Source organism: Methylocystis sp. (genome assembly GCF_051061225.1).
Lineage (GTDB): Bacteria > Pseudomonadota > Alphaproteobacteria > Rhizobiales > Beijerinckiaceae > Methylocystis.
Genome location: NZ_JBPFEB010000129.1, coordinates 197,287 through 213,589 on the forward strand (window position 1 = coordinate 197,287; position 16,303 = coordinate 213,589).

General features: G+C 67.2%; 13 protein-coding genes. All 13 read right to left on the reverse strand.

The window, feature by feature from the left end:
- Window positions 1–23 precede the first annotated feature (23 nt).
- Complete coding sequence (locus ACR652_RS22855; RefSeq protein ID WP_434508778.1) at window positions 24–947, reverse strand: D-alanine--D-alanine ligase; 924 nt, start codon at window positions 945–947, stop codon at window positions 24–26.
- 99 nt (window positions 948–1,046) lie between these two features.
- A complete protein-coding gene (locus ACR652_RS22860) occupies window positions 1,047–2,645 on the reverse strand; it encodes a hypothetical protein (protein ID WP_434508779.1) in 1,599 nt (532 codons plus the stop codon).
- Window position 2,646: 1 nt separating this feature from the next.
- Complete coding sequence (gene murB, locus ACR652_RS22865) at window positions 2,647–3,567, reverse strand: UDP-N-acetylmuramate dehydrogenase (RefSeq protein WP_434508780.1); 921 nt, start codon at window positions 3,565–3,567, stop codon at window positions 2,647–2,649.
- Window positions 3,568–3,700: 133 nt separating this feature from the next.
- Window positions 3,701–5,110, reverse strand: a complete 1,410-nt coding sequence (murC, locus tag ACR652_RS22870; protein ID WP_434508781.1) for a UDP-N-acetylmuramate--L-alanine ligase — start codon at window positions 5,108–5,110, stop codon at window positions 3,701–3,703.
- Between the two features lie 11 nt (window positions 5,111–5,121).
- Window positions 5,122–6,222, reverse strand: coding sequence for an undecaprenyldiphospho-muramoylpentapeptide beta-N-acetylglucosaminyltransferase (gene murG / locus ACR652_RS22875; RefSeq protein ID WP_434508782.1), 1,101 nt, complete (start codon window positions 6,220–6,222; stop codon window positions 5,122–5,124).
- A 1-nt stretch (window position 6,223) separates the two neighbouring features.
- The gene (locus ACR652_RS22880; RefSeq protein ID WP_434508783.1) at window positions 6,224–7,390 is read right to left on the reverse strand and encodes an FtsW/RodA/SpoVE family cell cycle protein; all 1,167 of its coding nucleotides are present in this window, start codon (window positions 7,388–7,390) and stop codon (window positions 6,224–6,226) included.
- Window positions 7,387–8,814: a UDP-N-acetylmuramoyl-L-alanine--D-glutamate ligase gene (gene murD, locus ACR652_RS22885; protein WP_434508784.1), complete on the reverse strand. Its 1,428-nt coding sequence runs from the start codon at window positions 8,812–8,814 to the stop codon at window positions 7,387–7,389. The genes ACR652_RS22880 and murD overlap by 4 nt, the downstream gene beginning before the upstream one ends.
- A gap of 2 nt (window positions 8,815–8,816) precedes the next feature.
- Window positions 8,817–9,899 (reverse strand): phospho-N-acetylmuramoyl-pentapeptide-transferase, encoded by a 1,083-nt coding sequence (gene mraY, locus ACR652_RS22890; protein ID WP_434508785.1) that lies wholly within the window; start codon window positions 9,897–9,899, stop codon window positions 8,817–8,819.
- Window positions 9,900–9,911: 12 nt separating this feature from the next.
- Window positions 9,912–11,330, reverse strand: coding sequence for a UDP-N-acetylmuramoylalanyl-D-glutamyl-2,6-diaminopimelate--D-alanyl-D-alanine ligase (locus ACR652_RS22895; protein WP_434508786.1), 1,419 nt, complete (start codon window positions 11,328–11,330; stop codon window positions 9,912–9,914).
- Entirely contained in the window at window positions 11,327–12,784 is a 1,458-nt protein-coding gene (locus ACR652_RS22900) for a UDP-N-acetylmuramoyl-L-alanyl-D-glutamate--2,6-diaminopimelate ligase (protein ID WP_434508787.1), read from the reverse strand. Before ACR652_RS22900 ends, ACR652_RS22895 begins: the two co-directional genes overlap by 4 nt.
- The gene (locus ACR652_RS22905; protein WP_434508788.1) at window positions 12,784–14,577 is read right to left on the reverse strand and encodes a peptidoglycan D,D-transpeptidase FtsI family protein; all 1,794 of its coding nucleotides are present in this window, start codon (window positions 14,575–14,577) and stop codon (window positions 12,784–12,786) included. Before ACR652_RS22905 ends, ACR652_RS22900 begins: the two co-directional genes overlap by 1 nt.
- Window positions 14,574–15,050, reverse strand: coding sequence for a cell division protein FtsL (gene ftsL / locus ACR652_RS22910; RefSeq protein WP_434508789.1), 477 nt, complete (start codon window positions 15,048–15,050; stop codon window positions 14,574–14,576). The genes ACR652_RS22905 and ftsL overlap by 4 nt, the downstream gene beginning before the upstream one ends.
- Entirely contained in the window at window positions 15,050–16,204 is a 1,155-nt protein-coding gene (gene rsmH, locus ACR652_RS22915) for a 16S rRNA (cytosine(1402)-N(4))-methyltransferase RsmH (protein ID WP_434508790.1), read from the reverse strand. Before rsmH ends, ftsL begins: the two co-directional genes overlap by 1 nt.
- Between the last annotated feature and the right edge of the window lie 99 nt (window positions 16,205–16,303).

Genomic DNA, 16,303 nt, shown 5'->3' on the forward strand with positions numbered 1-16,303 from the left:
AAGGGGAGCCGAGACCGACTCCCTTAACGATCGCAGGATGCGTCTTCCACCATCCATCTGACTAGCTCGCCGAATGAAAAACCCGCAAAAGCCGCCATTTCTGGCACGAGGGAGGTCTCCGTCATTCCCGGCTGCGTGTTGACTTCCAACACGACGAGCTCGCCCGTACCTCCGGGGCGGTCGTCGTATCGAAAGTCCGCGCGGCTGACGCCGCGGCACCCGAGAGCTCTATGAGCCTCGATCGCTAAATGTTGGACTGTTTGGTAAATTTTCTCTTTAAGAATTGCCGGAAGAATGTGTTTCGAACCGCCTTTCGCGTATTTCGCGTGGTAATCGTACCACCCGCCGTCGGCGGCGACGATCTCGATCACGTCGAGCGCCCTGTCGCCCATGACGGCGCAGGTCAGCTCCCGGCCGTGAATGAACTGCTCGGCGAGCATCAGATCGCCATGCGACCAGTCGGGCCGCGTCAGTTCCTGCGGCGGATGGGCCTGATCCTCCCGGACGATGAAGACGCCGAAGGATGATCCCTCGGAAACGGGCTTCAACACATAGGGAACCGGGAGCACATGGGCCTCGGCCGCCTCGCGCCGATGCACGACCCGGCCCTTGGGCACGGGGACCCCGGCGGCGGCCATGACGACCTTGGCGACGTCCTTCTTCATCGCCACGGAGGAGGCCAGCACGCCCGAATGGGTGTAGGGGATGCGCAGCAGTTCGAGCACGCCCTGAATGCAGCCGTCCTCGCCGAACTTGCCGTGCAGCGCGTTGAAGGCGACGTCCGGTTTCAGTTCGGCCAGAACATTGGCCACGTCGTGGCCGACGTCGACCGGCGTGACCCGGAACCCCTGCTCTGCGAGCGCCCTGGCGCAAGCCGAGCCGGAGCGCAGCGAAATCTCGCGTTCGGCGGAAAGCCCGCCCATCAGCACGGCGACGTGTTTGGTCATGTCTGTCTCTTGAATTTCGCGGAGCGAAAAAGCCCCGCTCGGGAACGCTGAACGCCGGCGACGCTTCGGGCCAGCCCACGCAATGGGCGCGAATCTCTCCTATCGGAAGCTACGTTGCGACGCTTCGGGGCGCGACGCCGCCACCCGCGCCTTGCGCGTCCAGAGCTCGATCTCCCCGGCCTCGCCGGTCTTTTCGAAGCCCTCGAGCACGCCCGCGGTTTCGGCCTGTTTCAACACCCATTCGCGTGTGCCTTTATCCTCGACGATGATGGCGTCGGGCGCGCCGGCCCGCACATCGGCGGCGAAGCCGGCAAGATCGCGTCGGCGATACGCTTCAAGCCGCGCGCGTGTCGCCTCGTCCGGCGCCTCGCGGATGAGATGCGCGGCGAAGCTCGCGGTCCACAGCGCATTGGGACGGCCCACCCATGTCCCTGCGAGCTGGCGCGTCACCGGATGGCCGAAGTCGAGCTGCCGCGCCATGGCGATGAGACGCGGATGGGCCGGCGCGACGCGGGCGAGCTCCGCGCGCAGGCCGGGATGCTCCTCGCCATCCGAGATCAGATTGGCCGCGCCGAACAGCGCCGGGAGGCAGATGAAGATCGGCAGGAACACGAATTTGAACGGACCGCCATCGCACGCGGCGCGGGCGCGCGGGTGGGCGTGAAGCAGGAAAAAGCACCAGGCCAGCAGCGCGAGCGCAAGTCCGGGATAGGCGTGGTTGGTCCAGCCTTTGCCCTGGATGAAGAAACCGGCCAGAAAGCCTGCGGAGGCGAAGGCGCAGACCCGCGCCGCCGCAGGCGCGACGAAGGCCGGGGCCGCCGACGGATGGGCGAAGCCGCGCGCCGCCGCCACCGCCAATCCCAGCAGAAGCGCGACGTTGAACGGCGCCGCCGACAGCAGGGCGAGCTTGACCCAGCCCTCGCGCGCCGGCTGATAGACTTCGAGGATGGTCGGCAGCGCATAATGCGCATAGGCCGGAAAGAAGACGAGCGTGGCGGCTCCATAGAGCGCGCAGAGCCCCCCGGCGATGATCGCTTCCGGCGTCAGCAGCAGCCGGATCGAACGCTCGCGAAGGGCCAGCGCCGCTGCGGGCAAAATGATCGCCAGAATGAAAAACGGCTTGAAGCAGACGGCGATCCCGGCGCCGAGGCCGGCGAGGACACGCAGCGGGACGGCGACGCGTCCGCCTTCGGCGCAAACGGCAAGAGACGCCAGCATGGGCGCGAGCGCCAGCAGCGCCACATGTTCGCGTTCGGCGAACACAAACGCCGGCGCGACAAGCAGCAGGAAGACGGCCGCGTTGAGCAGCAGCCGCCACTCCTCGCGCGAGCGCGGCGCGCCGGCGCGAAAGATCAGCGCGCAGAGCCCAAGCGACAGGCCGGCGGCGAAAAAGACGAGCCCCGCCACGACCGGCTCGACGGCGAGGCCGAGCGCGCGGGCGAGCGCCACCGCCGGGACGAGGGCGAGAAAGGCGGCGGGCGGGTTCGGGTCCGTCACATCGACATAAGGAACGGCGCCGTCGGCGACCTTCTCGGCGAAAGTGATGAACCAGGACACGTCGCAGTCGAGATGACCCGCGATCTGCTGCGCCAGGGCGAGGCAAAGGAGCGCCAGGGTCGTCCATGGACTGGCGAAAATGGCCGCCGCTCTCGGGACTTCCCGAACGACAGCAACGCCGCGCGACGTGAGGAGGCTCATCTCAAGGGACGCCGATCCGTTTGATTTCCCAATGCAGCTCGACGCCGCTCGTCTCCTTCACCCGGCGCCGGACGGTTTCGCCCAGCGTCTCGATGTCGGCGGCGGTGGCGTGGCCGCGATTGATCAGGAAGTTGCAATGCATTTCGCTCACCTGCGCGTCGCCGACGATCAGTCCACGACAGCCGGCGGCGTCGATCAATTGCCAGGCCTTGTGGCCTTCCGGGTTCTTGAAGGTAGAGCCGCCGGTCTTTTCCTTGATCGGCTGCGAGGCCTCGCGCGCCTGCGTGATGCGGTCCATCTCGGCAAGGATCGCCTGCGGGTCGCCGGGGCGGCCCTGATACAGCGCCTGCGTGAAGATCACGTCGTCGGGCGCGGAGCAATGGCGATAGCTGTAGCCCATGTCGGCGGTGGTGAAGACGCGGATGTTTCCGTCCCGGTCGACGCCGCGCGCTTCGATGAGCGCATCCTTTGTCTCGCCGCCATGGGCGCCGGCGTTCATGCGCAACGCGCCGCCAATGCCGCCGGGGATTCCGCGATAGAAGGCCAGCCCATCAATGCCCGCGTCCGCCGCCGCGCGCGCCGCCTTCACGTCAGGCACGGCGGCGCCGATCCGCAGGCGGCATCCGTCTTCGACCTTCATATCGCCGAAGCCCCTGGCGGAAAGACGGATGACGACGCCGATCACGCCGCCGTCGCGGATGATGAGATTGGAGCCGAGACCAATGACCGTGACCGGGATTTCCTTTGGCAGGCGCGCGAGGAAATAGGCGAGATCGGCCTCGTCGGCCGGCATGAAGAGAAGTTGCGCCGGCCCGCCGACGCGAAACCAGGTATAGGGCGCGAGCGGTTCGTTGGCGGTGAGTTTCCCGCGCAACTCGGGCATGAGGGCGATGACGCCGGGGGAGACATCGGGGAAGCTCATGCGCCCCCTCCCCACCCCTCCCCCGCTTCGCGGGAGAGGGAGCAGATTCGGGTCTTCATCAAGCGCGCTGATCGTGAGCGTCCCCTCTCCCGCTTGCGGGGGAGGGACAGGGAGGGGGTTGGTCCGGTCGCCATCACGCCTGCCCGCCCGCCGCGAGCTGCTCCGGCAGCGCATAGGCCCACTGGGTGATGTTCCCCGCGCCCAGGCACACGACGTAATCGCCCGGAGCCACAATCTCGCGCACCATCGCCGGCAGCACCTCCGGCGACGGCAGACCCACCGCGCGGCGGTGGCCATGGGCGCGGATCGCGTTCACCAGCGCGTCACGGTCGACGCCGTCGATCGGCGGCTCGCCGGCGGCGTAGACATCGGCGACGATCACGACGTCGGCGTCATTGAAGGAGGTCGCAAAGGAGTCGAAGAGCGACTGCAAGCGCGTATAGCGATGCGGCTGCATCACCGCGACGACCTTGCCCTTGGTCGAGGCGCGCGCGGCGCGCAACACGGCGGCGATCTCCACGGGATGATGGCCGTAATCGTCGAAGACCTGCACGCCATTCCATTCGCCGGTGCGGGTGAAGCGGCGCTTGACGCCGCCGAAGCCCGCGAGCGCCCTGCGAATCTGATCGGGCGAGAGACCCAGTTGATAGGCCACCGTCACCGCCGCCGTGGCGTTGAGCGCATTGTGATGGCCGGGCATGGGCAAAAGGAGATTTTCCAGATAGGTCGCCTGCGCGGTCTTCCGGTCCCGCAGCAGAATATTGAAGCGCGACACGCCGCCTTCGAGATTGACGTCGAGCAGGCGCACGTCAGCCTGCGGATTTTCGCCATAGGTGACGACGCGGCGATCCTCGATTTTGCCGACGAGCTCCTGCACTGTCGGATGATCGAGACACATCACGGCGAAACCATAGAAAGGCAGATTCTCGATGAAATTGCGAAAGGCTTCCTTGATGGCGTCGAATGTGTGGAAATGATCGAGATGCTCGGGGTCGATATTGGTGACGATCGCCACATCGGCCGGAAGCTTCAGGAAGGTGCCGTCGCTCTCGTCCGCCTCGACAACCATCCATTCGCCGGCGCCCAGGCGCGCGTTGGTGCCATAGGCGTTGATGATGCCGCCGTTGATCACGGTGGGATCGAGTCCGCCCGCGTCGAGCAGTGTTGCGACAAGTGACGTTGTCGTCGTCTTGCCATGCGTGCCGGCGATGGCGACGCACTGCTTGAGGCGCATGAGTTCCGCGAGCATCTCCGCGCGGCGCACGACCGGCAGGCGCTTCTCGCGCGCGGCGACGAGTTCGGGATTGTCGCGCTTGATGGCCGTGGAGACCACGACGACCGCCGCGTCGCCGAGATTCTTGGCGTCATGGCCGACGAAGACCGTGGCGCCCTTTTCCGACAGACGCTTCACATTGGCGTTTTCGGTCGCGTCGGAGCCCTGCACCTTGTAGCCAAGATTGAGCAGCACCTCGGCGATGCCCGACATGCCGATGCCGCCGATGCCGACGAAGTGAATGGGGCCGAGATCGCGCGGCAGTTTCATACCTGTCTCCGTTAGGACGCGCGGGCTTGCGCCACGCTCAAAATCAGATCGGCCAGTCTTTCGGCGGCGTCCGGAACGCCCACCCGTTTCGCGGCTTGCGCGCGAGACGCGAGGTCCTGTGGCGCGTCGATGAGCGCCGCCAGCCGCGCCGTGAGAAGCGCCGGCGAGAAGTCGCTCTGCTTCACCGTTTCCGCCGCTCCCGAGTCTTGCAGAACGGCGGCGTTCGCGGCCTGATCGCCGTCCAGCGAATGCGGCAGCGGCACGAGCAGCGCGGGACGGCCGATGACGGCGAGTTCCGACACCGTCGAGGCGCCCGCGCGCGACACGACGAAATGCGCCTGCGCGATGCGCAGCGGAAGATCCCTGAAAAAGGGCGCGATGTCGACGTGAACGCCAGCGCTCTGATAGATCGCCTCGACGCGTGGAATATCTTCCGCGCGCGTCTGCTGCACGACCCGGATGTGCGCGCGCAGAGTCTCGGGAAGAGCGGCGATGGCCTCGGGCACGATATCCGCCATCACGCGCGCGCCCTGCGATCCGCCGGTGACGAGGAGCCGGAAGACGCCCTCATCGAATGTCGGATAAGGCAGCTTCGCCGCCTCGAGCACGGCGGGACGCACCGGATTGCCGGTGACGACGATCTTGCCCTGCAAGGGCGCGGGCACGGACAGATTGGGCAGGCCCGCCGCGATCCGGTCGACATGGCCGGAGAGGAAGCGGTTCGCCTTCCCCATGATGGCGTTCGACTCGTGCAGCACGCTGGGGATCTTCAGAAAGGCGGCGGCGAGCAGCGGCGGCACGGTGGGATAGCCCCCGAAGCCGATGATGGCGCGCGGCGCCAGTCTGCGCAGCAGCGCCGCCGACTGCGCCGTTCCGTAAGCGAGGCTGGCCACGGCCCGCGCCTTGGCGACCAGCGAGCCGCCGCGCGGCGTCGCCGAGGGGATGCAGTGCATCGCGCGCGCCGGAAAGCTTCCGCCATAGGCGAGCGCGCGCTCGTCGGTGACGAGATCAACCGTGGCGCCGCGCGCATTGAGCGCATGGGCGAGCGCCTCGGCCGGGAAGAGATGGCCACCGGTGCCGCCGGCGGCAAGAAGGATGGGCGCGTCGCTCATGTCAGGCCGCCGCCGCAACGGTCGCGGGGCCGCTCGTCGCCGCAACCTCGGTGAGAATGCGCGTGCGCGGGCGCTTGCGCGTGACGGCAAGCAGGAACCCCATGCCGAGCGACAGGGAGATCAGCGAGGAGCCGCCATAGGAGACGAAGGGCAAAGTCATTCCCTTCGCAGGCATGAGATGCACATTCACCGCCATGTTGATGCAGCTTTGCAGGCCGAACAGCATGACCAGTCCTGCGGTGGCGAAGCGGCAGAAGGGGTCTTCATTGCGCGCTGCGAGCAGCAGGCCGCGCACGACGATGAAGGCGAAGACGAGCGCCAGCGCGATGCAGACGATGACGCCGAACTCCTCGCCGATGACCGCGAAGATGAAGTCCGTATGCGAGTCCGGCAGAATGCGTTTCACCGTCCCCTCGCCCGGCCCCTTGCCGAACCAGGAGCCAGCGATGAAGCTTTCGAGCGCGGTCTCGGACTGGAAGTTGGAGGGCACGCCCGCGACGGGCGGCGGCGGTTCGAGAAAGGCTTCGATGCGCGCATGGACATGGGGCACGAATTTATAGGCGAGCCCCGCCGCCAGCACCGCGACGCCGCCGAGCCCGACGACCCAGATGAGATGCAGGCCGGCCATGAAGAACAGCGCGCCCCAGACGATGGAGACCAGCATTGTCTGGCCGAAATCCGGTTGCAGCACGAGCGGGCCAATCGTGACCGGGAAGAGCAGCAGCGCCAGCCAGTTTCCGGGCACGTCCTTGCGGCGCGCGCCCTCCGAAAAGGCCCAGGCCACGACGACGACGAAGGCGGGCTTGAGAAATTCGGAGGGCTGAATCCCGAAAATCCAGCGCTTCGCGCCCTTCACTTCCTGGCCGAAAAAGAGCGTTCCGACGACAAGCGCCAGCGAGATGACGAAGATGACGAGCGCCACGCGCCGCACCAGGCGCGGCGGCAGGAAGGACGCGCCGATCATCACCGCCAGCGCCGGCAGCAGATAGGCGACCTGGCGGTTGACGAAATGGAAGGTCGGAAGATGCAGGCGTTCCGCGACCGGCGGGCTGCCCGCCATCGCGAAGACCAGACCCGCGACGATGAGCAGGCCAATGCCGGCGAGAAGCCATCGGTCGACCGTCCACGCCCAATCCGAGAATGCGGTTCGCTCGGCGCGCGAAATCATGAATGACCTCCTCTGCGGGCGGCAATGACGGCGTGCAGGCCCTGCACGAGCTTGCGGAAGGTGTCGCCGCGCACCTCGAAATTGGGGAACTGATCGTAAGAGGCGCATGCGGGCGACAGCAGCACGACCGGTTCGTCCGCGCCATCCGTCAGCGCGTCGAAGGCCGCGCGCTGGATGGCGACGTCGAGCGTCTCGCAGCGTTCATAGGGGAGCGCGCCGTCGAGCGTGCGCGCGAAGTCGTCGCTGGCGGCGCCGATCAGATAGGCCTTGCGGATGCGCGGGAAATAGGGGCGCAGCGGCTCGATGCCGCCTTCCTTCGCCTTGCCGCCGGCGATCCAGTAGATATCGGTGAAGCTCGCCAGCGCCTTTTCGGCGGCGTCGGCGTTGGTCGCCTTGGAGTCGTTGACGAAGAGCGCGCGCTCGATGCGGCCGACCTCCTCCATGCGATGCGGCAGGCCCGGATAGCTCAGCAGTCCTTGCGCGATCTCGTCGTCTTCAAGCCCGCATTCCCAGGCGACGGCGGCCGCGAAGGCGGCGTTCTGCGCATTATGGGCGCCGCGCAGCGCGCGGGCGCCCGCGAGCGCGCCGAGCAGCTCCGCCTCCTCCGGAGGATGGCCCTGTTCGCGGTAGTAGACTTCGCCATTGTCCACATAAAAGCCCCAGTCGAGCGCGCGCGCGCCGGAAACCGGCGCGACCCGCTGCTCCGGGGCGGCGTTGGCCGACAGCCGCGCGCCGATGGCGTGCGTATAGGGGTCGTCGACGCCCACCAGCGCCACTTCCGCGCCGGCGACCAGCCGCTCCTTGACCGCGGCGTAATTCTCCATCGTCCCATGACGGTCGATGTGATCCGGCGTCAGATTGATCAGCACGCCGATCGTGGGCTTCAGCGACGGCGTGAGGTCGATCTGGAAGGACGAGCACTCGATGACGTGAATGCGCTCGTCGGACGGCGGCTCCAAATCGAGGATCGGCACGCCGATATTGCCGCCGAGCTGCACGTCGCGGCCCGATTGGCGAAGAATGTGAGCGATGAGCGCCGTCGTCGTCGATTTGCCGTTGGTTCCGGTGATGGCGATGAAGGGCGAGCCGCCGGTATGCGCGGCGCGCTCGCGGCAGAAGAGCTCGATGTCGCCGATGATCTCGACCCCCGCCACGCGCGCCAGCGGCACGGTCCAGTGCGGCGTCGGATGCGTCAGCGGCACGCCCGGCGTCAGCACCAGCGCGGCGAATGTCGACCAGTCGGCGATGGAGAGGTCTTCGAGCGGCACGCCCTGCGCCACCGCCTTGAGACGCCCCGCCTCGCCATCGTCCCAGGCGTGCACATGAGCGCCGCCCGCCATCAGCGCGCGGGCGGTCGAGAGGCCCGAGCCCCCCAGGCCGAACAGCGCGACATGCTTGCCCTTGAAGGTTGTGACCGGCGTCATGATCACCTCAGCTTGAGGGTCGCGAGACCCATGAGCGCCAGCACGAAGGCGATGATCCAGAAGCGGATGACGATCTGCGGCTCCTTCCAGCCCTTCTGTTCGAAGTGGTGATGGATCGGCGCCATCAGGAAGATGCGCTTGCCCGTGGCCTTGTAATAGGCGACCTGGATGATGACCGAGGCGCCCTCCAGCACGAAGAGGCCGCCGACGATGACGAACACGAACTCCTGCTTCACCGCCACCGCCACCGTGCCGAGAAGCCCGCCGATCGCGAGCGAACCGGTGTCGCCCATGAAGATCTGGGCCGGCGGCGCGTTGAACCACAGGAAGCCGAGGCCCGCGCCGATGAAGGCCGAGCAGACGATGGTCAGTTCGCCGACGCCCGCGACATAATTCACCCCGAGATAGTTTGAAAAGATCGAGTTGCCGACAAGATAGGAGAAGATGGCGAATGTGCCGACCGCGATCATCGACGGCACGATGGCGAGGCCGTCGAGACCATCCGTGAGATTGACGCAATTGCCCGCCGCGACAATGACGAAGGCGCCGAAGACGATGAAGAAGGTCCCCATTGAGCCGATGTAGCCCTTGACCATCGGGATGGCGAGTTTCGACATGTTGTCGCCGCCGACCTTCATGAGGAAATAGCAGGCGATCGCCGCGATGAGGAATTCGATCGCAAGGCGGGCCTTGCCGGAAAAGCCCGCGTGCGACTGCTTGGTGACCTTCAGATAATCGTCGTAAAAGCCGATCGCCCCGAAGGAGGCGGTGACGAACAGGACGATCCAGACGTAGGCGTTGCTGAGCTTGGCCCAGAGCAAGGTCGCGGCGATCAGCCCCGACAGGATCATGAGCCCGCCCATTGTGGGCGTGCCCTTTTTGGTCAGCAGATGCGATTGCGGCCCGTCGGTGCGGATGGGCTGGCCCTTGCCTTGCCGGATTCGCAGCGCGGCGATCGTCTCCGGCGCGAAGAAGAAGACGAAAAACAGCGCCGTCGCGGCCGCCATGGCGGCGCGGAAGGTGATGTAGCGGAAGATGTTGAGCGGGCTGTACCAGGAGGACAGCTCCGCGAGCAGCGTCAGCATAGATCGGCTTCCTTAGCTGGCCGTCCCGGCCGCGAATGTTTCCCTCAGCACGCCGCAGATCCGCGAGACGCGCGACCCGTTCGAGCCTTTCACCATGACGACGTCGCCCGCGCGAACCTCACCCAGCACGGCCTCTTCCAGCTCCAGCGGCGTGGCGCGATGGGCGGCGCGCATCGCGTCCGGGGCGGCGTAGAAGAGGCGCGACATCAGCGGACCCGACGTAAACAGCAGGTCCACCCTGGCGCGCGCGAGGTCCTCCGCCAGACCGGCGTGGAGATCGGCGCCCTGTGGCCCGAGCTCCAGCATGTCGCCGAGCACCGCGATGCGCCGGCCGCCGACGCTCGGCTCCGTTCCGCTGAGCAGCTCCAGCGCGGCGCGCATGGACGTCGGATTGGCGTTGTAGCTCTCGTCGATCAGCGTGAACGGTCCCGTCCGCGTCGACAGCGTCTCGCGCTGGCCGCGCCCGGCCGTCGGGGTGAAATCGGCGAAGGCCTGCGCGGCCGCCTCGACGTCGACGTCGAAGGCGAGCGCCACGAGCAGCGCGGCGAGCGAATTCAGCGCCAGATGCCTGCCGGGCGCGCCGATGCGATAGACGAGACGACGCCCCAGCACATCCGCGGTGATCTCATGAGCGTCGTCCACCTTGCGGTAATCGAGAAGCCGCGCCTGCGCGCCCTCGGATTCGCCGAAGTCGAAGACATGCCCGGCGTAGGGCGAGGCCGCCTCCGCGAGGCGCGCGAAGTGATCGTCATCGCGATTGATGATGGCGACGCCGCCTTCGAGGCCCGTGAAGATTTCCGCCTTGGCGTCGGCGATGGCCTCGACCGAGGCGAAATGCTCCAGATGCACGGCGGCGACGCGGGTCACCACGGCGACATGTGGGCGCACCTGTGCGACGAGGCCCGTGAGTTCGCCCGCGTGATTCATGCCGAGCTCGAACACGCCGTAGCGCGTCAACGCCGGCATCCGCGACAATGTGAGCGGAACGCCCCACTGGTTGTTGTAGGAGGCGACCGAGGCGTGGGTGGCGCCGAAACGCGACAGCATCAGCCTCGTCATGTCCTTGGTGGAGGTCTTGCCGACGGAGCCGGTGATCGCCGCGACGAGCGCCGCGGTGCGGTCGCGCGCGCGCATCCCGAGGAGTTCGAGCGAACGCTGAACGTCCTTCACGACGAGCAGCGGACCGGCGCCGACGAGCTCCTTCGCATGCGTCTCGTCGATCACCGCCGCGGCGGCGCCTTTTTCAAAGGCGGCGCGGACGAACTCATGGCCGTCGCGCGCTTCTCCCCTGATGGCGACGAAGAGATCGCCGGCCTGAAGGGTGCGGGTGTCGATCGAGACTCCCGAGACCTCGCGGGCCAGCGCGCCGCTGACCCGGGCCTGAAGGGCGCCCACCAGCGCCAGTCCCGACCAAAGTGGTTCCTGCCTCATGAACCGTGCTCCCGCAACGCATTTGCGACGACTTCGCAGTCTGAAAAGGGGAATATGCGATCGCCCACGATCTGGCCAGTCTCATGGCCTTTTCCGGCGACGACGAGCACGTCGCCGGGGCGCAGGTCCGCAACGGCCCTGGAAATCGCCTCGGCGCGATCGGCAATCTCGATGATCCGCGCCGCGCCCCCGGCGCCTCTCGCGCCCGCAAGGATCTCCGCGCGGATCGCGGCCGGCGGCTCGCTGCGAGGATTGTCGTCGGTAATGAAAACGATATCCGCCGCGCGCGCGGCGATGTCACCCATCAGCGGCCGCTTTCCCTTGTCCCGGTCGCCCCCGCAGCCAAAAACGACGATCAAACGTTGTTTCGTCAGCGGGCGCAGCGTCGCGAGGACCTTTTCCAGCGCGTCGGGCTTGTGGGCGTAATCCACGAAGGCCGGCGCGCCGTCGCGGTCGCCGATGAGTTCGAGCCGACCCGGCGCGCCCGCGAGATGCGCGAGCCTTTCGAAAACCGCCGCCGGCGTGTCTCCGCAGGCAATGGCGAGCCCCGCCGCGACAAGCGCGTTGGACGTCTGGAAGGCGCCCGCCAGCGGCAGCTCGACCGCATGGTCGGCGCCCCGAAAACCAAGCCGCAGGCTGGTCGCCAGCGCATGTGGACGCGCCTCTTTCAGCGTGATCGCCTCGCCCTTCGCGCCGACTGCGAAGATCTCCAGCCCACGCGCCGCGCAAACGCCCATGACGTGCGCGGCGACGTCGCTGTCGGCGTCGACGACAGCGGTTTGTCCCGGCTGAAGCAATGTGTCGAACAGGCGCATCTTCGCCGCGAAATACTCTTCCATGTCGCGGTGGTGGTCGAGGTGATCGCGCGAGAAGTTGGTGAAGCCGGCCGCTGTCAGACGAACGCCGTCCAGACGGCGCTGATCGATCCCGAGCGAGGACGCCTCCATGGCTAGATGCGTGACGCCACGCCCCGCGAGATCGTCCAGAATCCTGTGCAGCTCCACCGGCCCGGGCGTCGTCAGCGCGCCGTAATGCGCGCCCTTCGAGTCCACGACGCCGACCGTGCCGAGAGAGGCCGCTTCATGACCCATCGCCGCCCAGATCTGGCGCAGGAAGGCGACCACGGAGGTCTTGCCGCTGGTTCCCGTCACCGCGACGATGGTCTGCGGCTGACGCGGATAGAAACGCGCCGCCGCATGTGCGAGCGCCGCGCGCACGTCGGGGACGACGATGAGCGGCAGGGAGCATTCCGCCGCCCGCTGCGCGACGACGACAACGGCGCCACGCGCTTTCGCGTCATCCGCGAAGGACAGGCCATCGCCGGCGTGACCGGGGACGGCGAAAAAGGCGAAGCCCTCGCCAACGGCCCGGCTGTCCGCCGAAAGACCGGCGATGTCGCGCCCCGCGAGGGCGGGGTCGAGGTCGGTCCTGGCGAGGAGCTCTGCGAGACGCATCAGTGGCCATGGCCTCCGGTCGCGGGAACATTGGCCTTGCCATAGCCGAGTTTCGCCAGCAGCGGGAAGGGCGTATGCGGCGGCTCGAAACGCGGCGCGAGGCCGAGGATCGGACCAACGCGCTCGATGATCTGGCCCGTCACATAGCCGGAATTATAGGCGGCGGTCGCATAGCCGCCTGTCTCCGGCAAGCCTTGCGGCTCGTCCATGATGGTGAGGAAGAGATATTTGGGCTTGTCCGCCGGCGACACCGCCATGAAGGTCGTGAACAGGCGATTCTTGGAATAATGGCCGCCGATCACCTTCTCCGCCGTGCCGGTCTTGCCGCCGACGTAATAGCCGTTGATGTCCACCTTCTTCGCCGTGCCGATCTCGGCGTTGAGGCGCATGAGATAGCGCATGGCTTCGCTGGTCTCGGGCTTGATCACCTGTTCGGCCGTCTTCATGGCCTCTTCCTGGGAGCGCTTCAGGAAGGTCGGAGCCATCAGATAGCCGCCGTTCATCAGCGCGCCGACGGCCATCATGGCCTGCAAGGGCGCGACCGCGAGACCATGGCCGAAGGCGATGGTCATCGTGTTCAGCTCGCCCCAGTTCCTCGGCACGATCGGTTCGGCGCTCTCGGGCAGTTCCGTGCGCATGCGGGTGAGCTGGCCCATCTTCCTCAAAAAGGCCTTGTGCCGTTCGACGCCCTGGCCCATCGCCATGCGCGCCGTGCCGACGTTCGAGGAATAGGTGAAGACTTCCGGCACCGTCAGGGCGCGGTTCTGCGCGTGATAATCGTGGATCTTGAAGCGTCCGAAGGACAGGGCGCCGCGCGCGTCGAGGCGTGAGTTGAGATTGACCTTGCCGGAGTCGAGCGCCATGGCGATCGTCAGCGCCTTGAAGGTCGAGCCCATCTCGTAGACGCCGACGCTCATGCGGTTGATATGCAGCGGGTCGAGCGCCTCGGTCGGCTTGTTCGGGTCGTAATCCGGATAGGACGCCAGCGCGACCACTTCGCCCGTGTTGACGTCCATGATCGCCGCGCCGCCCGCCTTCGCCTTGAAGTGCTCGACGCCCTTGACGAGTTCGTCGCGCAGCGCATGCGTCGCGCGGATGTCGAGCGACAGCGCGATCGGCTGAAGGTCGTCCGGCGTTCCGCCAAATCCGAGATTGTGCAGATCGGCCAGACCCTGCCCGTCGATATATTTCTCGATCCCGGCGATGCCCTGATTGTCGACGTTGGCGTAGCCCAGCACATGCGCGCCAATGGGTCCGTTGGGATAGACGCGCTTGTTTTCGGCAATGAGGCCGACGCCCGGCAGGCCGAGATGGAACACCTCGTCGCGCTGATGCGGCGAGACTTCGCGCTTCACCCAGACGAAGCCCTTTTTGGAGCCGAGGCGTTCGCGCAGCTCCTTGGAGTCCACGTCGGGCAGAACGGCGGTGAGCAGCTCCGTCGCCTCGTCCTTGTCGATGAGGCGAGGCGGCTCGGCGAAGACGGACATGACTTTCACGTCGCTCGCCAGCACTTCGCCATTGCGGTCGACGATGTCGGGACGCGAGGCGGCGACGGCTTCGGCGGCGGCGCGGCGCGTCGTGGCCGGCTCGGGCTTGAAGCCGAGATAAACGAGCTTGCCGCAGATCACGGCGTAGAGCGCCAGAAAGCCGATCGCCGCGAGCTTCATGCGCGGCGCGCTGGACTGGATGTTGGTCGAGAAGACGCGGCCGATGAAATCCGACCATTTCGACGGCTTCGCCGCCGGGCGCGGCGGGGGCGTTTCGGCTTCCGGCATTTCGAAAGGCTCGGTCATGGTTTCTTCGGCTCCTGGCTCGGACCCTGCTGATTTGCCGCCGCCTTGGCCGTGGGCGCGACTTTCGGGGTCGCGCTCTTCGCCTTCGCCGGCTCCGACTTCGGCGTGTTGGTGGGCGCGGCCGGCGCGGCGGGCGGCGTCGCCGGCGCGGACAATCCGATCTCGCTCAATTTGGCGCCAATCGAGTCCCCGCGCGTCTTCTGAGGCAGGGATTGCGCCGAAACGAGCTGCGTCACCTGTAGCGGCGTGTAATCGGGCAAATATTTGTCCGCGAGCGGCTGAAGCCGTTCAGGACGGGTCATAAAGGCCCAATCGGCCCGCAATACGGCGATGGCGTCGCGCTCGGCCTTGATTTCGAGCTTCGTCTTGGCGATCTGCTCCGCCCGGTAGCTGGTCTGATATTTGATCGAATAGGCGTAGACCGCCGAGCCGACCAGGACGCAGATCGCGAGGATGTTGAGAATCCGCAGCATCAGGCTCTTCCCTTGTCGCGCGCCGGAAGCCGGGCCAGCCGCATGAGTTTGTCGCCGAGCGCCAGCGGAGCGGCGGCGGTGCGCGTCGCATGGCGCAGCTTCGCGGAACGGGCGCGCGGATTGGCCGCGATTTCCGCGCGGGTCGGCGCGATCGGCTGACGCCCTTCGCAGACGAAACTCGTCGGCGGCGGGGCCGCTTCGCCCGGCAGGCGACGCGAACCGGTCTCGCCGCGTCCGCAGCGCTCGGCGAGGAACTGCTTCACGATGCGGTCTTCGAGCGAATGGAAGGTCACGACGACGAGCCGGCCGCCCTCGGCCAGCACGCGCTCCGCCGCCGAGAGGCCGTCGAGCAACTGGCCGAGTTCGTCGTTCACGGCGATGCGCAGCGCCTGGAAGCTTTTCGTGGCGGGATGAATGTCGGTCGGCCGCGCCGGCGCCACGCGCGCGATCATTTCGGCGAGCGGCCGGGTCGAGGTGAAGGGGGCGAGCTTGCGGTCGTGAACGATGGCGCGCGCGATGCGGCGCGCGGCGCGCTCCTCGCCGTAGAAATAGAGAATGTCGGCGAGCGTCTCCTCGTCGGCCTCATTGACGATGTCGGCGGCGCTCGGACCCTTGCCCTCCATCCGCATGTCGAGCGGCCCGTCGCCCCGGAAGGAGAAGCCGCGCTCGATCTGATCGAACTGCATGGACGAGACGCCGATGTCGAAGACGACGCCATCGAGCGGCGCGAAGCCCTGCGCGCGCGCCACCTCTTCGAGTTCGGAGAAACGCGCCTCGACGAGGACGAGGCGCCCCTGCGCCGCGGCGACGAGATCGGCGCCCGCGCGGATCGCGGTCGGATCGCGGTCGAGCGCCAGCACCCTGCCGTCGTCGGCGGCGAGAATGGCCCGCGTATAGCCGCCGGCGCCGAATGTGCCGTCGAGATAACGCCCGCCCGCGCGCGGCCGCAGGGTCTCGATCACCTCGTTCAGCAGCACCGGAACATGCCGGACGGGGCCGTTCGCTGCCGGGTCAAAATCCGCGCCGTGGTCGCCCATCACGTAACCTCTCGCGGTCTCCATGGCCCGGCCCACGCGCCGCCGCCCCGCGCGCGGGCCTTCGGCGGACCGGCTCGCGGTGAGGATCGGGTGCGGCGACATCGTCTGGCGGGGCATCGTCGTTTCAAGAAATGGGCAAAGCGGCGGCGCGCCGCGGCGCCTGCTGGAGCGCCAACCGGCATTAAGCTTTGTTAGTCTTAAGGGAGGGTTTACGCA